Source organism: Amycolatopsis sp. M39 (assembly GCF_001651785.1).
Lineage (GTDB): Bacteria > Actinomycetota > Actinomycetes > Mycobacteriales > Pseudonocardiaceae > Amycolatopsis > Amycolatopsis rubida.
In genome coordinates this window covers 783,132-798,075 of sequence record NZ_LWSF01000001.1, presented here as the reverse complement: position 1 = coordinate 798,075, position 14,944 = coordinate 783,132, and the positions used below count along the sequence as shown (strand labels likewise).

At 68.8% G+C, this 14,944-nt stretch carries 14 protein-coding genes, 1 tRNA gene and 3 pseudogenes; 8 read left to right on the top strand and 10 right to left on the bottom strand.

Annotated elements, in window-relative coordinates; all coding sequences use genetic code 11:
* Window positions 1-5 precede the first annotated feature (5 nt).
* Complete coding sequence (gene lysA / locus A4R44_RS03775) at window positions 6-1,436, bottom strand: diaminopimelate decarboxylase (protein ID WP_067576334.1); 1,431 nt, start codon at window positions 1,434-1,436, stop codon at window positions 6-8.
* Between the two features lie 3 nt (window positions 1,437-1,439).
* Window positions 1,440-3,095 carry an arginine--tRNA ligase gene (argS, locus tag A4R44_RS03770; protein ID WP_067576333.1) on the bottom strand — a complete coding sequence of 552 codons (1,656 nt, stop codon included), beginning with the start codon at window positions 3,093-3,095 and terminating at the stop codon, window positions 1,440-1,442.
* Between the two features lie 202 nt (window positions 3,096-3,297).
* Between argS and A4R44_RS03765 the strand changes: the two genes are divergently transcribed.
* Window positions 3,298-4,134, top strand: coding sequence for a DUF3105 domain-containing protein (locus tag A4R44_RS03765; protein ID WP_067576332.1), 837 nt, complete (start codon window positions 3,298-3,300; stop codon window positions 4,132-4,134).
* Between the two features lie 101 nt (window positions 4,135-4,235).
* Entirely contained in the window at window positions 4,236-4,913 is a 678-nt protein-coding gene (locus tag A4R44_RS03760; protein WP_067576613.1) for a DUF305 domain-containing protein, read from the top strand.
* Here the strand turns inward: A4R44_RS03760 and A4R44_RS03755 are convergent.
* The 3 genes from A4R44_RS03755 to A4R44_RS03745 form a co-directional block, all read right to left on the bottom strand.
* Complete coding sequence (locus A4R44_RS03755) at window positions 4,910-5,515, bottom strand: flavin reductase family protein (RefSeq protein ID WP_067576331.1); 606 nt, start codon at window positions 5,513-5,515, stop codon at window positions 4,910-4,912. The genes A4R44_RS03760 and A4R44_RS03755 overlap by 4 nt on opposite strands.
* A gap of 10 nt (window positions 5,516-5,525) precedes the next feature.
* Window positions 5,526-6,446 carry a cation diffusion facilitator family transporter gene (locus A4R44_RS03750; RefSeq protein WP_067576330.1) on the bottom strand — a complete coding sequence of 307 codons (921 nt, stop codon included), beginning with the start codon at window positions 6,444-6,446 and terminating at the stop codon, window positions 5,526-5,528.
* A 134-nt stretch (window positions 6,447-6,580) separates the two neighbouring features.
* A complete protein-coding gene (locus A4R44_RS03745) occupies window positions 6,581-7,702 on the bottom strand; it encodes an epoxide hydrolase family protein (protein WP_067576329.1) in 1,122 nt (373 codons plus the stop codon).
* Between the two features lie 105 nt (window positions 7,703-7,807).
* Here A4R44_RS03745 and A4R44_RS03740 point away from each other — a divergent pair.
* Window positions 7,808-7,883, top strand: a tRNA-Arg gene (locus A4R44_RS03740).
* A gap of 297 nt (window positions 7,884-8,180) precedes the next feature.
* On the opposite strand, the pseudogene A4R44_RS03735 reads toward A4R44_RS03740, so the two are convergent.
* Together A4R44_RS03735 and A4R44_RS45220 are read right to left on the bottom strand one after the other, a co-directional pair.
* Window positions 8,181-8,384 (bottom strand): annotated as a pseudogene (locus tag A4R44_RS03735) (DUF779 domain-containing protein); the annotation flags it as partial.
* Between the two features lie 566 nt (window positions 8,385-8,950).
* Window positions 8,951-9,733 carry a fatty acid desaturase gene (locus A4R44_RS45220; RefSeq protein WP_232791484.1) on the bottom strand — a complete coding sequence of 261 codons (783 nt, stop codon included), beginning with the start codon at window positions 9,731-9,733 and terminating at the stop codon, window positions 8,951-8,953.
* Window positions 9,734-9,896: 163 nt separating this feature from the next.
* Here A4R44_RS45220 and A4R44_RS49930 point away from each other — a divergent pair, with 163 nt between their 5' ends.
* From A4R44_RS49930 to A4R44_RS03720, 3 genes are all read left to right on the top strand, one after another.
* On the top strand, window positions 9,897-10,193 hold the full coding sequence (locus tag A4R44_RS49930; RefSeq protein WP_067576328.1) for a hypothetical protein: 297 nt from the start codon (window positions 9,897-9,899) through the stop codon (window positions 10,191-10,193).
* 530 nt (window positions 10,194-10,723) lie between these two features.
* A complete protein-coding gene (locus tag A4R44_RS03725; protein ID WP_067576327.1) occupies window positions 10,724-10,927 on the top strand; it encodes a cold-shock protein in 204 nt (67 codons plus the stop codon).
* A gap of 71 nt (window positions 10,928-10,998) precedes the next feature.
* Entirely contained in the window at window positions 10,999-11,613 is a 615-nt protein-coding gene (locus A4R44_RS03720) for a DUF6292 family protein (RefSeq protein WP_232791483.1), read from the top strand.
* A gap of 496 nt (window positions 11,614-12,109) precedes the next feature.
* Here the strand turns inward: A4R44_RS03720 and A4R44_RS03715 are convergent.
* Window positions 12,110-12,502, bottom strand: a pseudogene (locus A4R44_RS03715) (LuxR C-terminal-related transcriptional regulator); the annotation flags it as partial.
* Window positions 12,503-12,535: 33 nt separating this feature from the next.
* Here A4R44_RS03715 and A4R44_RS49925 point away from each other — a divergent pair.
* Both A4R44_RS49925 and A4R44_RS49920 read left to right on the top strand, forming a co-directional pair.
* A pseudogene (locus A4R44_RS49925) lies at window positions 12,536-12,664 on the top strand (hypothetical protein); the annotation flags it as partial.
* Window positions 12,665-12,713: 49 nt separating this feature from the next.
* The gene (locus A4R44_RS49920; RefSeq protein ID WP_067576326.1) at window positions 12,714-13,031 is read left to right on the top strand and encodes an RICIN domain-containing protein; all 318 of its coding nucleotides are present in this window, start codon (window positions 12,714-12,716) and stop codon (window positions 13,029-13,031) included.
* Window positions 13,032-13,088: 57 nt separating this feature from the next.
* Here the strand turns inward: A4R44_RS49920 and A4R44_RS03705 are convergent, their stop codons facing one another.
* Both A4R44_RS03705 and A4R44_RS52175 read right to left on the bottom strand, forming a co-directional pair.
* Window positions 13,089-13,415, bottom strand: coding sequence for a hypothetical protein (locus tag A4R44_RS03705; protein WP_157904816.1), 327 nt, complete (start codon window positions 13,413-13,415; stop codon window positions 13,089-13,091).
* 445 nt (window positions 13,416-13,860) lie between these two features.
* Window positions 13,861-14,439 carry a tetratricopeptide repeat protein gene (locus A4R44_RS52175; protein WP_369805820.1) on the bottom strand — a complete coding sequence of 193 codons (579 nt, stop codon included), beginning with the start codon at window positions 14,437-14,439 and terminating at the stop codon, window positions 13,861-13,863.
* Between the last annotated feature and the right edge of the window lie 505 nt (window positions 14,440-14,944).

The following is a 14,944-nucleotide window of genomic DNA, read 5'->3' as shown; positions in this document are numbered from 1 at the left end:
ACTTCTCAAACCTCCAGGCGCAGCATGTCGTCCGTCGTCTCCCTGCGCAGCAGCAGCCGGGCGGCACCGTTGCGCACGGCGACCACCGCGGGCCGCGGCAGCCGGTTGTAACCACTGGCCATCGCGTAGCAGTAGGCGCCGGTCGCCGCGACGGCCAGCAGGTCGCCGGGAGCCAGCGTGTCTGGCAGCCAGCAGTCTCGGACGACGATGTCACCGGACTCACAGTGTTTTCCCACCACGCGAGACAACGCCGGGGTCACCGGCTCGTCGCCGTCGGAGGCCGACCGCGAAACCACCCGGCAGTCGTACACCGCGTCGTAGAGCGCCGTGCGGATGTTGTCGCTCATCCCGCCGTCGACGCTGACGTACCGGCGGGCGGTCTCGTCGCCGAGCGCGACGTCCTTGATCGTGCCCACTTCGTACAGCGTGAACGTGCCCGGACCGGCGATCGCGCGGCCGGGTTCGCCCGCGATGCGCGGCACCGGAAGCTCCGCGTACGCGCATTCCTTGCGGACGATCTCGCGGATCTGCGTGATCATCTGCGCCGGCGGCGGCGGGTTGTCCTTTTCGGTGTAGGCGATGCCGAAACCGCCGCCGAGGTCGACGACGTTCATCTGCTCCAGCAGGTCCCGGCCGTGCTCCTTGGCCAGCTCGGCGAGCAGCCCGACGACACGGCGCGCGGCGACCTCGAAACCGTCCGCGTCGAAGATCTGCGAACCGATGTGGCTGTGCAGCCCGACCAGCTTCAGCGACGGCGCGTTCAGCACCCGGCGCACGGCTTCGGCGGCATCGCCGGAAGCCAGCGAGAAACCGAACTTCTGGTCCTCGTGCGCGGTCGCGATGAATTCGTGGGTGTGCGCCTCGACGCCGACCGTCACCCGGACGAGCACCTTCTGCTCAACCTCGTGCGCGGCGGCGATTTCGGCGAGCCGGGCGATCTCGTAGTACGAGTCGACCACGACGGTGCCGACGCCTGCCTCGACGGCCGCGTCCAGTTCGGCGACTGATTTGTTGTTGCCGTGGAACGTGATCCGCTCCACCGGGAAGTTCGCGCGCTGCGCGACGGCGAGTTCGCCGCCGCTGCAGACGTCGAGGCTCAGGCCCTGTTCGGCCACCCACCGGGCGATCTCGACGGACAGGAACGCCTTCGACGCGTAATGCACGAGCGCCGGGTCGTCGAACGCCTCGGCGTAGTCGGCGCAGCGGGACTTGAAGTCCGCCTCGTCGACCACGAACAGCGGTGTGCCGTATGTCTGCGCGAGATCGCGCACGTCGACGCCGGCGATTCGGACGACGCCGTCCGCGGCGCGATAAGTGTTGCGCGGCCACACTTTCGCGGGCAGTTGGTCGAGTTCGCCCGCGCTCGCGGGCGGGAACCCGGAGGCGTCGGCATGGGGGTAGACGTCGGCGTGGCGGGGGCCCGCGGGGTGCGCCATGGTTTACATCCGTTCCGGAGCGGAGACACCGAGCAGCGACAGGCCGTTCGCCAGGACCTGGCGCGCGGCTTCGCACAGGGCGAGCCGGGCGTACGTGAGGGGAGTGGCCTCCTCGTCGCCCTGCGGGAGGACCCGGCCCACGGTGTAGAACTTGTGGTACGCGCCGGCCAGTTCCTCAAGATAGCGGGCCACGCGATGCGGTTCGCGCATCTCCGCCGCCCGGCGCACCACCGCGGGGAATTCGCCGATGGTGCGGATCAGGTCGCCTTCGGCGGGCAGGGTGAGCAGCCCGAAATCGACGTCCTCGCCGATCTTGAGGCCCAGGTCCGCCGCACCGCGCCGCAGCGACGACAACCGGGCGTGCGCGTACTGCACGTAGTAGACCGGGTTGTCGTTGGAATGCTTGCGCAGCAAGTCCAAATCGATGTCCAAAGAGGAATCGACGGAGTAGCGGATCAGCTCGTAGCGGGCCGGGTCGACGCCGACCGCCTCCACGAGGTCCTCAAGCGTGATCACGGTGCCCGCGCGCTTGGACATCCGCACCGGCTTGCCGTCGCTGACCAGGTTCACCATCTGGCCGATCAGCACCTCGACCGTCGCCGGGTCGTCGCCGAACGCCGCGGCGGCCGCCTTGAGCCGCGCGATGTAGCCGTGGTGGTCCGCGCCGAGCATGTAGATGCACAGGTCGGCGCCGCGGTTGCGCTTGTCCTTGAAGTAGGCCAGGTCGCCCGCGATGTAGGCCGGGTTGCCGTCCTTCTTGAGCACGACCCGGTCCTTGTCGTCGCCGTACTCGCTGGACTTGAGCCACCAGGCGCCGTCGGCGAGGTAGAGGTTGCCGGAGTCCTTCAGCTCCTGCACCGCCGCGGCGACCGCGCCGGACTCGTGCAGCGAGTTCTCGTGGAAGTAGACGTCGAAATCGGTGCCGAACTCGTGCAGGCTCTGCTTGATCTGGCTGAACATCAGGTCGATGCCGATGCGCCGGAACGTCTCGTGCCGCTCGTCCTCGGGCAGGCTCAGCGCGCTCGGCTCGGCCTTGATCACCTCGGCCGCGATGTCGCTGATGTAGCCGCCCGCGTAACCGTCCTCCGGCGCGGGCTCGCCCTTCGCGGCGGCGATCAGCGAACGCACGAAACGGTCGATCTGCGCGCCGGCGTCGTTGAAGTAGTACTCGCGGATCACTTCCGCGCCCTGTGCGCCCAGCACCCGGCCCAGCGCGTCGCCGACCGCGGCCCAGCGCGTCCCGCCGAGGTGGATCGGGCCGGTCGGGTTCGCGGAGACGAACTCCAGGTTGATCCGGCGCCCGGCCAGCGCGTCGCCGCGGCCGTACTCCGCGCCCGCGGCCAGCACCTGGCGCACGACCTCGCCCTGCGCGTCGGCGGCGAGCCGGAAGTTCAGGAAGCCCGGTCCGGCGACCTCGGCCGCGGTCACGCCGTCGGCGCCGGCGACGACCTCGGCGAGCGCCTCGGCGAATTCGCGGGAGGCCATCCCCGCCTTCTTGGCCACCTGCAGCGCGAGGTTGGTCGCGTAGTCTCCGTGGTCCGGGTTGCGCGGGCGTTCGATGGTCACGGTCTCCGGCAGCACGGCGGCGTCGACGCCGCGTGCGGCGAGGACCTGCACGGCGGAGCTGCGGACCAGATCGGCGAGAGCGGCGGGAGTCACTCGCCGAATTCTAGGTGCGCTTCAGCCGCGCGCTTCCGGCGGTACAGGCTGGCGAGACGGCGGGCACACCGGAGGCGGATGTTCCCCCTCGCCGGGGCGCCCGTGGGTGTTCACGGTGATCGCACGCGCGGTCTCTACACTGGGCTACCGGCAGGGTCCGTCCGGATCCCTCCCCCGCTCTCACGAGGAGATCTCGGCAATCATGGCCAACGGGACCACCAAGAAGAAGGGCTCGTCCGCGTCCGCGGTGAAGGCGGCGAAGAACCGCTCGGTCGTCATGGGCAAGCGTACGCCCTGGGGCACCATCATCGGCGTCGTCGTGGTGGTCGCCCTGCTGGCCGGCGTCATCGTCTACTACTTGCAGGCCTCCGCGCCCAAGCGCGACCAGGCCTCCCGGGACGAGGCGGCGGCGTCCTTCGCGCCGACCGCGAGCAACCCGGACCCGTCGAAGAAGATCCCCGGCGTGGTCACCAAGCAATACGCCGGATCGGTGCACATTCTGCCCACCGAGCGGGTGGCCTACGACCAGAGCCCGCCCTTCGGCGGCCCGCACGACGGCTACTGGGCCACCTGCACCGGCGTCGTGTACCCGACCGCGGTGCGCAACGAGAACATGGTGCACGCGCTTGAGCACGGCACGGTGTGGATCGCCTACAACCCGGACAAGGTCAAGGGCGACCAGATCCCGCTGCTCGAGGCGCGGGTCAAGGGCAAGCCTTACACGATGATGTCGCCCTACCCTGGCCTGGACAAGCCGATCTCGCTGCAGTCGTGGGGCCACCAGCTGAAGCTGGACAGCGCCGACGACCCGCGCATCGACCAGTTCATCGCCGCGCTGCGGACCAACCCGAACGGTGTGTACCCGGAGATCGGCGCCTCGTGCGACGCGCTCGGCAAGGGCATGTTCGACCCGGCCAACCCGCCGAAGTTCGACCCGAGCAAGCCGGGCAAGGACGCGAAGCCGATGGACTACAAGGGCAGCACCGGGGCGCAGGGCGAGCAGGGCGGCATGCCGGGGACCCCGCCGGCCGGGCAGTGACCGTGAGCCGCACCGAAGACGGCTCCGGCCACTCCGGCCAGGCTGAGGCGGGCGGCGTCGAAACCGCCCGCTCCGCCGAGTTCGCCGGGGAGTCCGCTCCGGTGGAACGGACCGGCTGGTCCCGGTGGGTGGTCATCGGCGGGACGCTGATCGCGGTGCTGCTGGTCGGGGCCGCGATCGGGGTCTTCGCGACGCGGCTCACCGACGGCGGCGACGCGGTGCCCGCGACGCCGGGTGCGGGTTCGGTCGAGGTCGGGTTCGCCCAGGACATGTCGGTGCACCACCTGCAGGCGGTCACCATGGCCGGCTGGGCGCGCGACCACTCCACCGACCCGGAGATCCGCCAGCTCGCGTTCGACATCGAGCGCACGCAGACCGAGCAGGTCGGGCGGATGAAGGGCTGGCTCATGCTGTGGGACCAGCCCGAACAGGCGACCGGCGCGTACATGACGTGGATGACCGAGCCGATGGGCCACGCGGGCATGCGGATGCCGACGAGCAGCCCGGCGGGCGGCGCGCCGATGCCGGGCATGGCCACCGACGCGGACCTGGCGAAGCTGCGCTCGCTGTCCGGCCGCGCGCTGGACGTCGAGTTCCTGCAGCTGATGCTGCGGCATCACCAGGGCGGTGTGGCGATGGCCGAGTACGCGCAGGACCACACGTCCAATGACGCGGTGAAAGCGTTGTGCCGCAGCATGTTGGTGTCTCAAGGGGCGGAGATGGACCAGATGAAGCTCATGCTGAAGGGGCGGGACGCGCAGCCGCTGCCTTTCCCCTAGAGCACTCCCGAGCTTTTGTACGCAGGCCGCGCCAGGTCCTTGACCTCGCCCAGCGTCCCCCATTCGTCGCGCCCCAGCCGGGACAGCGGCCGCAGCCGCTCGATCAGCGGATGGTCGCCGTCAAGAACGTTCTCGGCGACCGCGAGGTGCACGACCCGGCCGAACACCACCGTCGAGCGGCCGAAACCCACCGTGCTGTGCAGTTCGCATTCGAATGCCACCGGCGATTCCGCCACCCGCGGCGGGCGGACCTTCAGGCTCGGCTCGCGGGTCAGCCCGGCCTCGTCGAATTCGCTCAGCTCCGGCGGGAAATCCGCGCCGGTGGCGTTGATCTGCTCGAACAGCGGCTCGGGCGCGAGGTTGACCACGAATTGCCGGGTCGCCTCGACGTTGCGCAGGGTGTCTTTCCGGCCGACCGAGGTGAACTGCAGGACCGCGGGCGCGGGCGAGGCGACGGTGAAGAACGAATGCGGCGCGAGGTTGTCCACTCCGTCGCGGGAAATGCTCGACACCCAGGCGATGGGCCGCGGTACGACGGTCGCGGTCATCAGGTGGTAGAACGCGTTCGGGGCCAGCTGTGCGGGGTCGAAGTCCTTGCGCATAACCCCCGGTCTACCAGGACAGCTCCGTGCACCGGCGGGCGCATTGCGGTCCCTCGACTTGCAGCGTCGCGTGTTTGATCTCGTAGCGGACCGACAGCAGGTCCTGCGCCTCGGTGAGCACGGTGGACTGTTCGGCGCCGGCCTGCATCGTCAGGTGCGCCGAAGCGACCTCCATACCCGAGGTGAGGGTCCAGACGTGCAGGTCGTGCACGTCCGCGACGCCCGGCAGCGCGGCGAGTTCGGTGCTGATCTCGCCCACGTCCACACCGGCGGGCGCGTGCTGGAACAGGATCCGCAGCGCACGGCGGGCGAGCGTCCAGGTGCGCGGCAGCACGAAGAGGCCGATCGCGACACCGATGATCGGGTCGGCGTAGCGCCAGCCGGTGGTGAGCGTGATCGCGCCGCTGAGCAGCACGCCGACCGAACCGACGAGGTCAGCCAGCACTTCGAGGTACGCGCCGCGGACGTTCAGGCTCTCCTTCGCACCCGAGCGCAGCACCAGGAACGACACGACGTTGGCGACGAGACCCGCGGCCGCGGCGAGCAGCACCGGCAGGCCGGGCACCTCCGGCGGGTCGGCGATCCGGCCGATCGCCTCGACCGCCACGTACCCCGCGACACCGAACAGCAGCACCGCATTCGCAAGCGCGGCGAGGACTTCCGCCCGGTACATGCCGAACGTACGGCTGGGCGTCGGCCCGCTGCGCCGGGCGAGCACGATCGCGGCGAGCGCCATTCCGACGCCGAGAACGTCGGTGAACATGTGCGCGGCGTCGGAGATCAGCGCGAGCGAACCGGTCGCGAAGCCGACCGCGAACTCCAGCACCATGAACCCGGCGCCGACCGCGAGAGCGATCAGCAGCGCGCGGACGTAGCGGCCGGACGCGCTCGCCGGAGCGGCGGTGTGCCCGTGGCCGTGCCCGTGTCCCATCGCTCGCCTCCCGGGTTTCGGTGTCGAGAGGAATATATAGTGACATGCGCATATGTGCAATACAGGGTAGCCTAACTTCACTCTAATGCCTGGTGGAGCGTTTCTCCCAGCCCTGTTCCGCGAGGTGGGAAAGATCAGCGCACGAGCCGGAAGAACCCGCGGATCTGCTCGACGAGCGACGCCGGTTGCTCCATCGCCGCGAAGTGCCCACCGCGCGGCAACCGCTCGAACCAGCGCAGATCGGTGTACTTGAGCTCCGCCTGCCGCCGCGACGGGCGGACGATGTCGCGCGGGTAGACGGAGATGCCGGACGGCGCCGTGACGAGATCGCCGAAGCTGCGGTAGCTCTCCCAGTACAGCCGCGCGGACGACGTCGCCGACGCGGTGAACCAGTACGCCGAGATCGCGTCGAGCAGCTGCTGCCGGGTGACCGCGTCCTCCGGGTGACCGTTGTTGTCGGTCCAGGCCCAGAACTTCTCGGCGATCCAGGCTGCCTGACCGGCCGGCGAGTCGGTCAGGCCGTAGCCGAGCGTTTGCGGACGCGTGCCCTGTTGCCCCGAATACCCCCGGCCGGTGCGCCGGAACTCCGCCGCCGCTCGCGCGCCTTCGCGTTCCTCGGCGGTCTCGTCCTCGAAGTCGCCCGCCGGCGCGGCCGCCATGTTGACGTGCACCCCCGCGACCCGCTCCCGCGCCACCTCGCCGAGTGCGCCCGAGACCGCCGAACCCCAGTCGCCGCCTTGCGCGCCATAGCGGTCGTAGCCGAGCGAGACCATCAGCTGATCCCAAGCCGTCGCGATCTTCCGCACGCCCCAACCGGTTTCGCCCGGCTTGGCACTCCAGCCGTACCCCGGCAACGAAGGCGCGACGACGTGAAACGCGTCCGCCGGGTCGCCGCCGTGCGCCCGCGGGTCGGCCAGCGGGCCGAGGAGGTCGAGGAACTCAAGCACCGAACCAGGCCAGCCGTGCGTGATCACCAGTGGAAACGCGTCCGGCTCCGGCGAACGGAGGTGCACGAAGTGGATCCCGAGGCCGTCGATCTCCTGACGGAACTGCGGGAAGACGTTGAGCCGCTCGGCGAACCCGAAGTCGTAGTCCTCGGCCCAGCTGCGGCACAGCTCCTCGGCATAGCCCAGCGGCACCCCTTGCGACCAGTCGCCGACAGTCTCCGCTTCCGGCCACCGAGTGCGCCGCAACCGCGCCCGCACGTCGTCGATGTCCGCTTCAGCCGCCCTGACCTGGAACGGCTCGGCACTCACCGCCGCCTCCCTCCGCGTCGACGGTTCGACGCTACCGCGTTAAGCACCCTCCTGTGCACGACCGGAACGGGGCATGCGCTAGGCTCTGTCCAGTCGCGCAAGCGAGCCCTCGTAGCTCAGGGGATAGAGCACTGCCCTCCGGAGGCAGGTGTCGCAGGTTCGAATCCTGCCGAGGGCACCACAAGGATGGGAACGGGAGAGATGTCAGAGATGACATCCTCCCTTTTTCGTTTTCAGACGGCGGGACCGCAGGTCCAATCAGCGCGACTGGGCCTGGCTTTGCCGCCGTTCCCCGGATTCCGGCCTTCGGGATGAGATCGCGTTGGCGCGGTCGGCGGCTCGTGAGCCGGGATGAGTCGTTGACCCGCGGCCGCCGGTTCGTCTCCGCACACCGCGGCACCCGCGTCGCCGCCCGGTTGTGCCGGGTACCGCTGCTGCCCGGGTTCCGCGAACGACGGGGCCAAGCCCACCGGGGTGCTTACGGCAAGCCGGTCCGCCGAAGCGCCGGGGCTGGCGGCTGCCGCGCGCTCGCCCCCGCGTCCTTGCGCATCCTCGACCGCACCTGGAACCGGACGCCTTCCGGTGCTTCGAGGGAGAACTCGTTTCCCCGCCCGGGCACCACGTCGACGGTCAGGTCGGTGTGCCGCCAGTACTCGTACTGGTCGGCGCTCATCCAGCCGGGAACCCGCCGAGACCCGATCCCGGCCGAGCGGTGCGCCGGTTCCGCACGACCGGGCGGCAGCGACAACTCGTGCCCGGCATCGGCTGAACCCGTGCGCCGTCATCGCCCGCGGGCCGATCGTCGAGTCAGGCGATTGCCTCGACCGTCTCGGACCAGCCCGCCTTTGCCGGTCTTTGTGCGCGCGTGGCCGTTTCCGGCGAGGGCTGCGCGAAGGAAGGACCGGTGTCAGGGACTCCCGAGCGCCGCGCCGCCGAGCTGACCCGACCAAGTTCTCGCGCCGACCCGCGAAGGCCTCCGTGGCCTCTCCTCGGAAATCGGCAGGCGACAGCACCTCCGGTGGTCCTCCGCGGATTCCCGCTCAGCGCGGTCGTACTTCGGCTTTGAGAATGAGCCAAACCGCTGTTCCGATCCGGATTCAGCGTCCCAGAGCAGTCCTGGGCCCGCCTCGGACCACCCGATCCGCAACGTTCAACAGCAGTGTCACCACCCTCGCCGCCTGCTGCGCGCACACGACACGATGACGGCGTCGTGAGCGGCCTTTTGCTCCGCCGAGGCTGCTGGTCCGATCAGCGGGGTTCATGGACAGGCTGCGCAACTACCCGATTCCGCACCATGCGCCCGGTGTGCTTCGAGTTGACGAGGATGACGCACACTCGATTCGCCAGCGATTGCCTTGCGCGCTGCGGGCACCAGAACGGGTCGGCCTCAAGAACGGTTTTCCTTGCCCGCTCGGCAGGCAGGCTTTGCCCAGGTCGCAACCCGTTTCGACGTGGCTGGCGCAGCCGTCCCAGTACTTCCGCACCGAACCGGTAAGACGGTCTGCGGCACGCAGCGGAGCGCCGAGCAGATTCCGGTGGCCGAGGACCGGCCGGCAGGAGTGCAGCAGACCAGTTCTGTGCGTAAGGGATCTCGTGCTGACGGCAGAATCGTTCCACGATCGGGTGAGTGCGGCGCAGGTGCGGGCGGGGTATGCCGGAAAAGAGGTGGTGCTCGATCTGGTAGTTCAGGCCGCCGCGGATGTCGCGCGAGCTCAGCATTTGCCGGAGCAGGCCTGCCGGTCGTCGTCGGCATTCCCTTGTGGTTGGGCGCGAACGAACAGCCCAGGTAAATGCCCCAGAGGGCTTGGTGCACCACGACGAACGTGACCGGGCGAGAGCACGAGAAACACCGCGTGCGGCAGCCCGTGACGGCGCGGTCAGCAAGGTGCCTTCGACGCGGCGCATCTTCGTCTCGCCGCGCCACACCGCCCGGATTCCCAAGACGTGCGGGTTGAGCCCTTCGAGGGTGCGCAGCGGGAAGAAGAGAACCGCCTGATTCTTGGCCAGCCAGCGGAGAAAACCCTGTTTCACGCGGGCCTGCCGGCTGGTGAAAGCCAGCGCCGGGAGGTCGAGGTCGGGGTCGTGCTCCTCGTGGCCGGGGTCGGCGTGGTGCCGGTTGTGCCCGGCGATCCGCCGCTGGTAGCTCATCCCGACCAGACCGCCGTGCACGACGCCGGGTCCGGAAAATCTGCTTGTGCCCGGCGTCGTGGCCGACGAACGCCAGCTGCGCGAACACCACGGCCAGCAGAACCGCGATCAGCAGCTGCCACCACGTGCCGCCCAGGAACGCGAACCCGACCCACGGTCCAGAGAACACCGCCAGGTCCGCGGTGATCACCGCGGCGTGCTAGCAGCGGCGGCGGCGCAGCAGCCCGGCTTCGCGAACTTCGGCGAGCAGGCTGCCTTACCCCGCCGACGCGTTCACCAGCGCGACGTCGCAGACGCTCCGGCGGCGAAGGAGGAAAACCGAACGCCGCGGCTGCGGCGGTGATCGGCGGCGGAGAGCGTGCGTCCGGCGGCGGGCGAGTCGGGATGACTGAACAGCACCGGTGAAGCCGGGACGCGGGCGCTGCGGGAATGTACGGGTGTGCGCGACAAAAGAAACTCCTGGAAAAGAGGCCGGAAGGTGAACACGGCCGACGGTGACGCATGAGCACCGAACAGCGGCGTCGAGCAGGTCGACGCGCACCGGGTTCGGGCAGAGGCTTGGTCGCAGCTCGGACAGCGTCGCCAAGGTTCCTCGTGACCCAGAGTCGGAGGCGCGGCGCGAGCCTGCTCCTGACGACACTACGCGCATCAGAGGGAAACCGCCAGCGGAGGGCCCTTGCTTGACGGCCCGCGTGCCGGTGTGCTCCACTGTTCAAGGTTAAAGATTTTTGTGCTCGTTGTTCCTGACGCCCGCAGAGGTTTTTGGCGAGCGTCGGCTCTGTCCCCTTTCGGGGCTCTTTGATTTCACGCTCGCGACCCGGCCGCCTCGTACGAGGTTGCGCCGCATACTCGACGCGAGAAGGAAAAATTCTGATGTCCCAGGGTACTGTGAAGTGGTTCAATTCCGAAAAGGGATTCGGATTCATCGCTCCCGACGACGGTGGCAGCGACGTGTTCGTCCACTACTCGGAAATCACCGGCGGCGGCTTCCGCAGTCTCGACGAGAACGCCCGCGTGCAGTTCGACGTCGGCCAGGGCAACCGCGGCCCGCAGGCCACGGCGGTGTCGGTCCTCTGATCACCACCACGCCGGCCGCGCCCACCCGCATCCCCGCCCCACTCAACGTTCCGGGTTTCGAGGTACCGACCGTGATCTCGACTCCCGCCCCGCCGAGCGAGGGCACGGCAGCGCATCTCGCCTCCTGCCGCACCGCCCACCTGCGCGAACATCAGCAGCACCGCGCCCTCGCCGCACGCACCGTCGCCCGGAAGGCGCGCGACCGCGACGACGAAACCCTCCTGTTGTCCATTTTGGACCTCGAACCCGGTGCCACGGCACCGAGCCTGGAGTCCGCGCTGGCAAGCTACGTCCGACAGGTCGCCGAGCAGATCGGCGTCCCCCTCGACGCGGTGACGCACGAGGTCACCGACACCGCCACTGCCTATCTCGGCCTCAGCTCCAGCACCGCCGCGCTCCCGCGGCGCGACCTGATGCTCGTCTGGGACGAACGACTCGGCTGGTCCATCGCGATCGAACCACGCGGCAACGACCGTCCGCCCGTGATCCGCCGCCTCCGCGGCCACCTCGCGCCCCCGCCCGGCATCGTCGCGCAGTTCGTCGCCGACGTCCTCGACGGACGCCACAACGAACAGCTCAGCCCCGTGCCTGCCCAACTCGACCGGGCAGCCCTGGCGGCACACATCGACGCATTCCCGGGCAGGCTCTCGAACACCGACGCGAGTGCCCGCGGAATCCGGCAGTAGCTTTCAGCCAGTCAATTCACGTTTTTCGCTGAGCGATGCTCTTCGTCATTTCCCGAATAGCGATCGCCTTCCCCGCAAGTCAGCGAATTCCGTCACCTCAGCGCGGCAGCCGGGATATGCCCACTGCTCCGCAACGTTCGTGAGGCCGCCAGATCACCACGGATGAAGCCGAGCCGAAGACACTGCCCGCCCTGCACGAACGCGCTCCGCAGGTCGGCGACCGGCCAAGTTCCTCGTCGAGAGCCGTCGTCCGGCAGGCTCCGGATGCTGGCCTGTCGATCACGTCGGCTTCGGTCGCGAGGACGAGGAGCCAGACGGTTTCGCTGGTCCGGGGTCAGCACTCGCAGCGCTGATCGCGCGGAACGGTCAGGTCCGCGACCCGGGGGCGCCCCCAGGTCGCCTCGACCTGCCGATGAAGCCCCTCTTCAGCCCGGATCCGATCCGTTGACAGTCCTGCCGGCGGCACCGCACTGGCCCGATACTCGAAACCGCCATCTCACACCGGGCGGATGAGGCGGCTCTCGTAAGCGAAGATCACCGCCTGGACCCGGTCGCGGAGTTCAAGCTTGTGCAGGATCCGCCCCAGATGCGACTTCACCGTCGCCTCCGCGAGGTGCAAGGCGGCCGCGATCGCGGCGTTGGACAAGCCGCAGCCCACCTGGACCAGCACCTCTCGTTCGCGGGCGCTGAGTCTGCTGAGCCGTTCATCGCGGGCGGTGGTGGCGTCGTCGGGGAGGTGCGGGCGGAATTTCTCCAGCAGGCAGCCGGTGACGCGCGGGGAGACCACCGCGTCGCCGGCGGCTACCGTGCGGATCGCGGTGAGCAGTTCCTCCGGTCTGGTGTTCTTGAGCAGGAAGCCCGACGCACCGGCTTTGAGTCCGGCGAAGGCGGATCCGCAACCACCACTCGGCCAAGGTACTCGGTGTCGATCAGATGTCCACTGCGGACAGCGCGGTGGTCGTCCAGTACACCGACAACGGCACCGCGGATCAATCTCTGGCGACTCACCGACAACGGCGACGGCTGGTTCCGGATCGTCAACCGCAACTCCGGCAAGGTGCTCGGCGTGCACCACATGTCCACCGCGGACAGTGCGCAGGGTGGTCCAGTACGCCGACAACGGAACCGCCGACCACCTGTGGCAGCTGATCCCGGGCGGCCAGGTGCGCGTCGAGAACCGGAACTCCGGCAAGGTGCTCGGCGTCGATCAGATGTCCACTGCGGACAGCGCCCGAGTCGTCCAGTACACCGACAACGGCACCACTGACCACGACTGGCGGCTGCTTGACGACGGCAGCGGCTGGTTCCGGAACTTCGGCAAGGTGCTCGGCGTGCACCACATGTCCACCGCGGACAGTGCGCAGGTGGTGCAGTTCAGCGACAACGGGACTGCGGACCACTTGTGGCGGATGCGCTGACCCAGGCGGCGCCCGGGTGACTTCCGATCTGGAGGGCCAGAAGCCACCCGGGAACGCTCAATCCTCCTCGGCCCTTCGCCCGCGCAGCACCGCGACCGGTTGGCTGTCGTCGCTGGGCTCAAGCGCGCCGACGAGATCTTCTCCTGCCCCGCGCAGAACGAACGCACCCGGGTCCACCGCCAGAGCCGCCCCGATGCGACACAGGCTGGTTTCCAGGTTCTCCCCCTCGACGACGGGGCGCACTGCGAACAGCACCGCCTCGCAGAAACCCTCCGCTGCCAGAAGCTGGAGGCTGGACAACCCGACCGATTCCGCGATCAGAAGGGAACGGCCCCCCGAAAAATGGGCATTCACTTTGGCGATAACGCCGAAACATTCCTCCAAAGATTGGCATACCCGCCCTCTTCCGGATCACCATGGAAGTCGAGGTATTCACCGCCGAGCAGATGTTTGGCAGCCACTGATTCGACCGGGAAAGACACAGTACAGGGTGGCGATAAACCCTCGCCACGGACTCCGATTCCAGCTTGTGGCAATTTCCTCAATGCACCAATCGCCTCTCAGGGGAAATATTGACATGCCCTTTTGGTTGGCAAAGTAGTCCATTTTACCGTCCTGATGGAACGGAACATCACCCTGCTCAAGGGGCGACTCGCACACCGCGAAAGCCACCTTGATCGCCACGAGCACGACGGAGAGCGTCGAAATTCAGAAGGGGCAGTGGACGCCTGTCGGCGAGTCCATCCCCAAACACGACCCCGCGGCGCTTTTCGAGGTCCGGTCAACGCGTAACCCGGAATTTCTCCGCCCGCCGAATCCTTCGCATCCCTCACGGAACCTCACTTGCCCACTGCTGGTCCAGCCCGGCCGTCACCGCGGCAGCGAGATCGAACTGCTCCCTCGCCGCCTCCTGCTCACCTCGCGCCTGCCGACAAGCCCCCAGCCGGTTCCGGACCTCCACCTCCGCCCACGGCGACATCTGGTCGGTCAAAGCACCCAGCGCTCGCAGGTGATGCGAAAGCGCGAGATCCAGGCTCCCCAATTCCTGCTCCGCGGAACCAAGCCGCGACAGCGAACTCACCAGCAACAACCGGTCGTCGACCCGCTCGGCCAATTCGACCGCCTCGCGCAAGGGTTCCGCCGCTTCCGCCGGACGGCCCAGATGCAGCCGGACGCTGCCGATGTGGCTGGACACCCGGCCCAGCATCGCCGGATTTCCCGTTGAAACCGCGACTTCCCGCGATTCGGCGAAACAGGCGAGCGAGCGTTCGTATTCGCCCTGTTTGAAATGCAGGTATCCCAGCCCGGAGACCGCCCGTTCGACCAGCCAGCTGTCCGCCACCTCCGCGGCCAGCGTCCGGGCCTCGGTCAGCACCTGTTCCGCTTCGTCCAGCGGGCCGGCGAGCATCGCGACCATTCCCAGCCCGCACAGGCCCCGCGCGGTTTCCCCGCCGGTCGCCGTTTTCCCGGCTGATCCGCAGACCTTCTTCGCACCATTGCCGGGCCTGGACGGAATCGCCCAGCGCGAGGTGCGCCCAGCCGAGCCCGAACCGCAGCGCCGTCGTCATCCTCCGGTCCGCCACATTGGCCGCTTCGGACACGGCGACTTCCAGCAGGGCAACGCATTCGCGGTACCGGATGCGCCGCACGAGGTAGTCGACGGCTCCCTCGGCGATCCAGCACGCGTAGTCCGGATGGCCCGCGGCAGCCGCGGCCGAGACCACTTCCACCAGGTCCCCCGCCCGGTCCAGCCACGCCGACGCGTCCACCAGTCCGGAAAACGGCGAGGCGGTGGGCGCCGGGCCGCTGGGGAAACCGGGTTCGTCCCATTCGCTCGCGGCGCGGCAGGCGTGCAGGTAGACCTCCAGTCCGCTGGCGACGTCGGGTTCGTCCGCGACGAGGCGGCGCGCGTA

What these genes read in the sequence shown, in the direction of transcription:
- lysA (WP_067576334.1), bottom strand. Translation starts at nt 1,436, where the DNA reads ATGGCGCACCCCGCGGGCCCCCGCCACGCCGACGTCTACCCCCATGCC.
- A4R44_RS03765 (WP_067576332.1), top strand. Translation starts at nt 3,298, where the DNA reads ATGGCCAACGGGACCACCAAGAAGAAGGGCTCGTCCGCGTCCGCGGTG.
- A4R44_RS03755 (WP_067576331.1), bottom strand. Translation starts at nt 5,515, where the DNA reads ATGCGCAAGGACTTCGACCCCGCACAGCTGGCCCCGAACGCGTTCTAC.
- A4R44_RS03750 (WP_067576330.1), bottom strand. Translation starts at nt 6,446, where the DNA reads ATGGGACACGGGCACGGCCACGGGCACACCGCCGCTCCGGCGAGCGCG.
- A4R44_RS03725 (WP_067576327.1), top strand. Translation starts at nt 10,724, where the DNA reads ATGTCCCAGGGTACTGTGAAGTGGTTCAATTCCGAAAAGGGATTCGGA.
- A4R44_RS52175 (WP_369805820.1), bottom strand. Translation starts at nt 14,439, where the DNA reads ATGCTCGCCGGCCCGCTGGACGAAGCGGAACAGGTGCTGACCGAGGCC.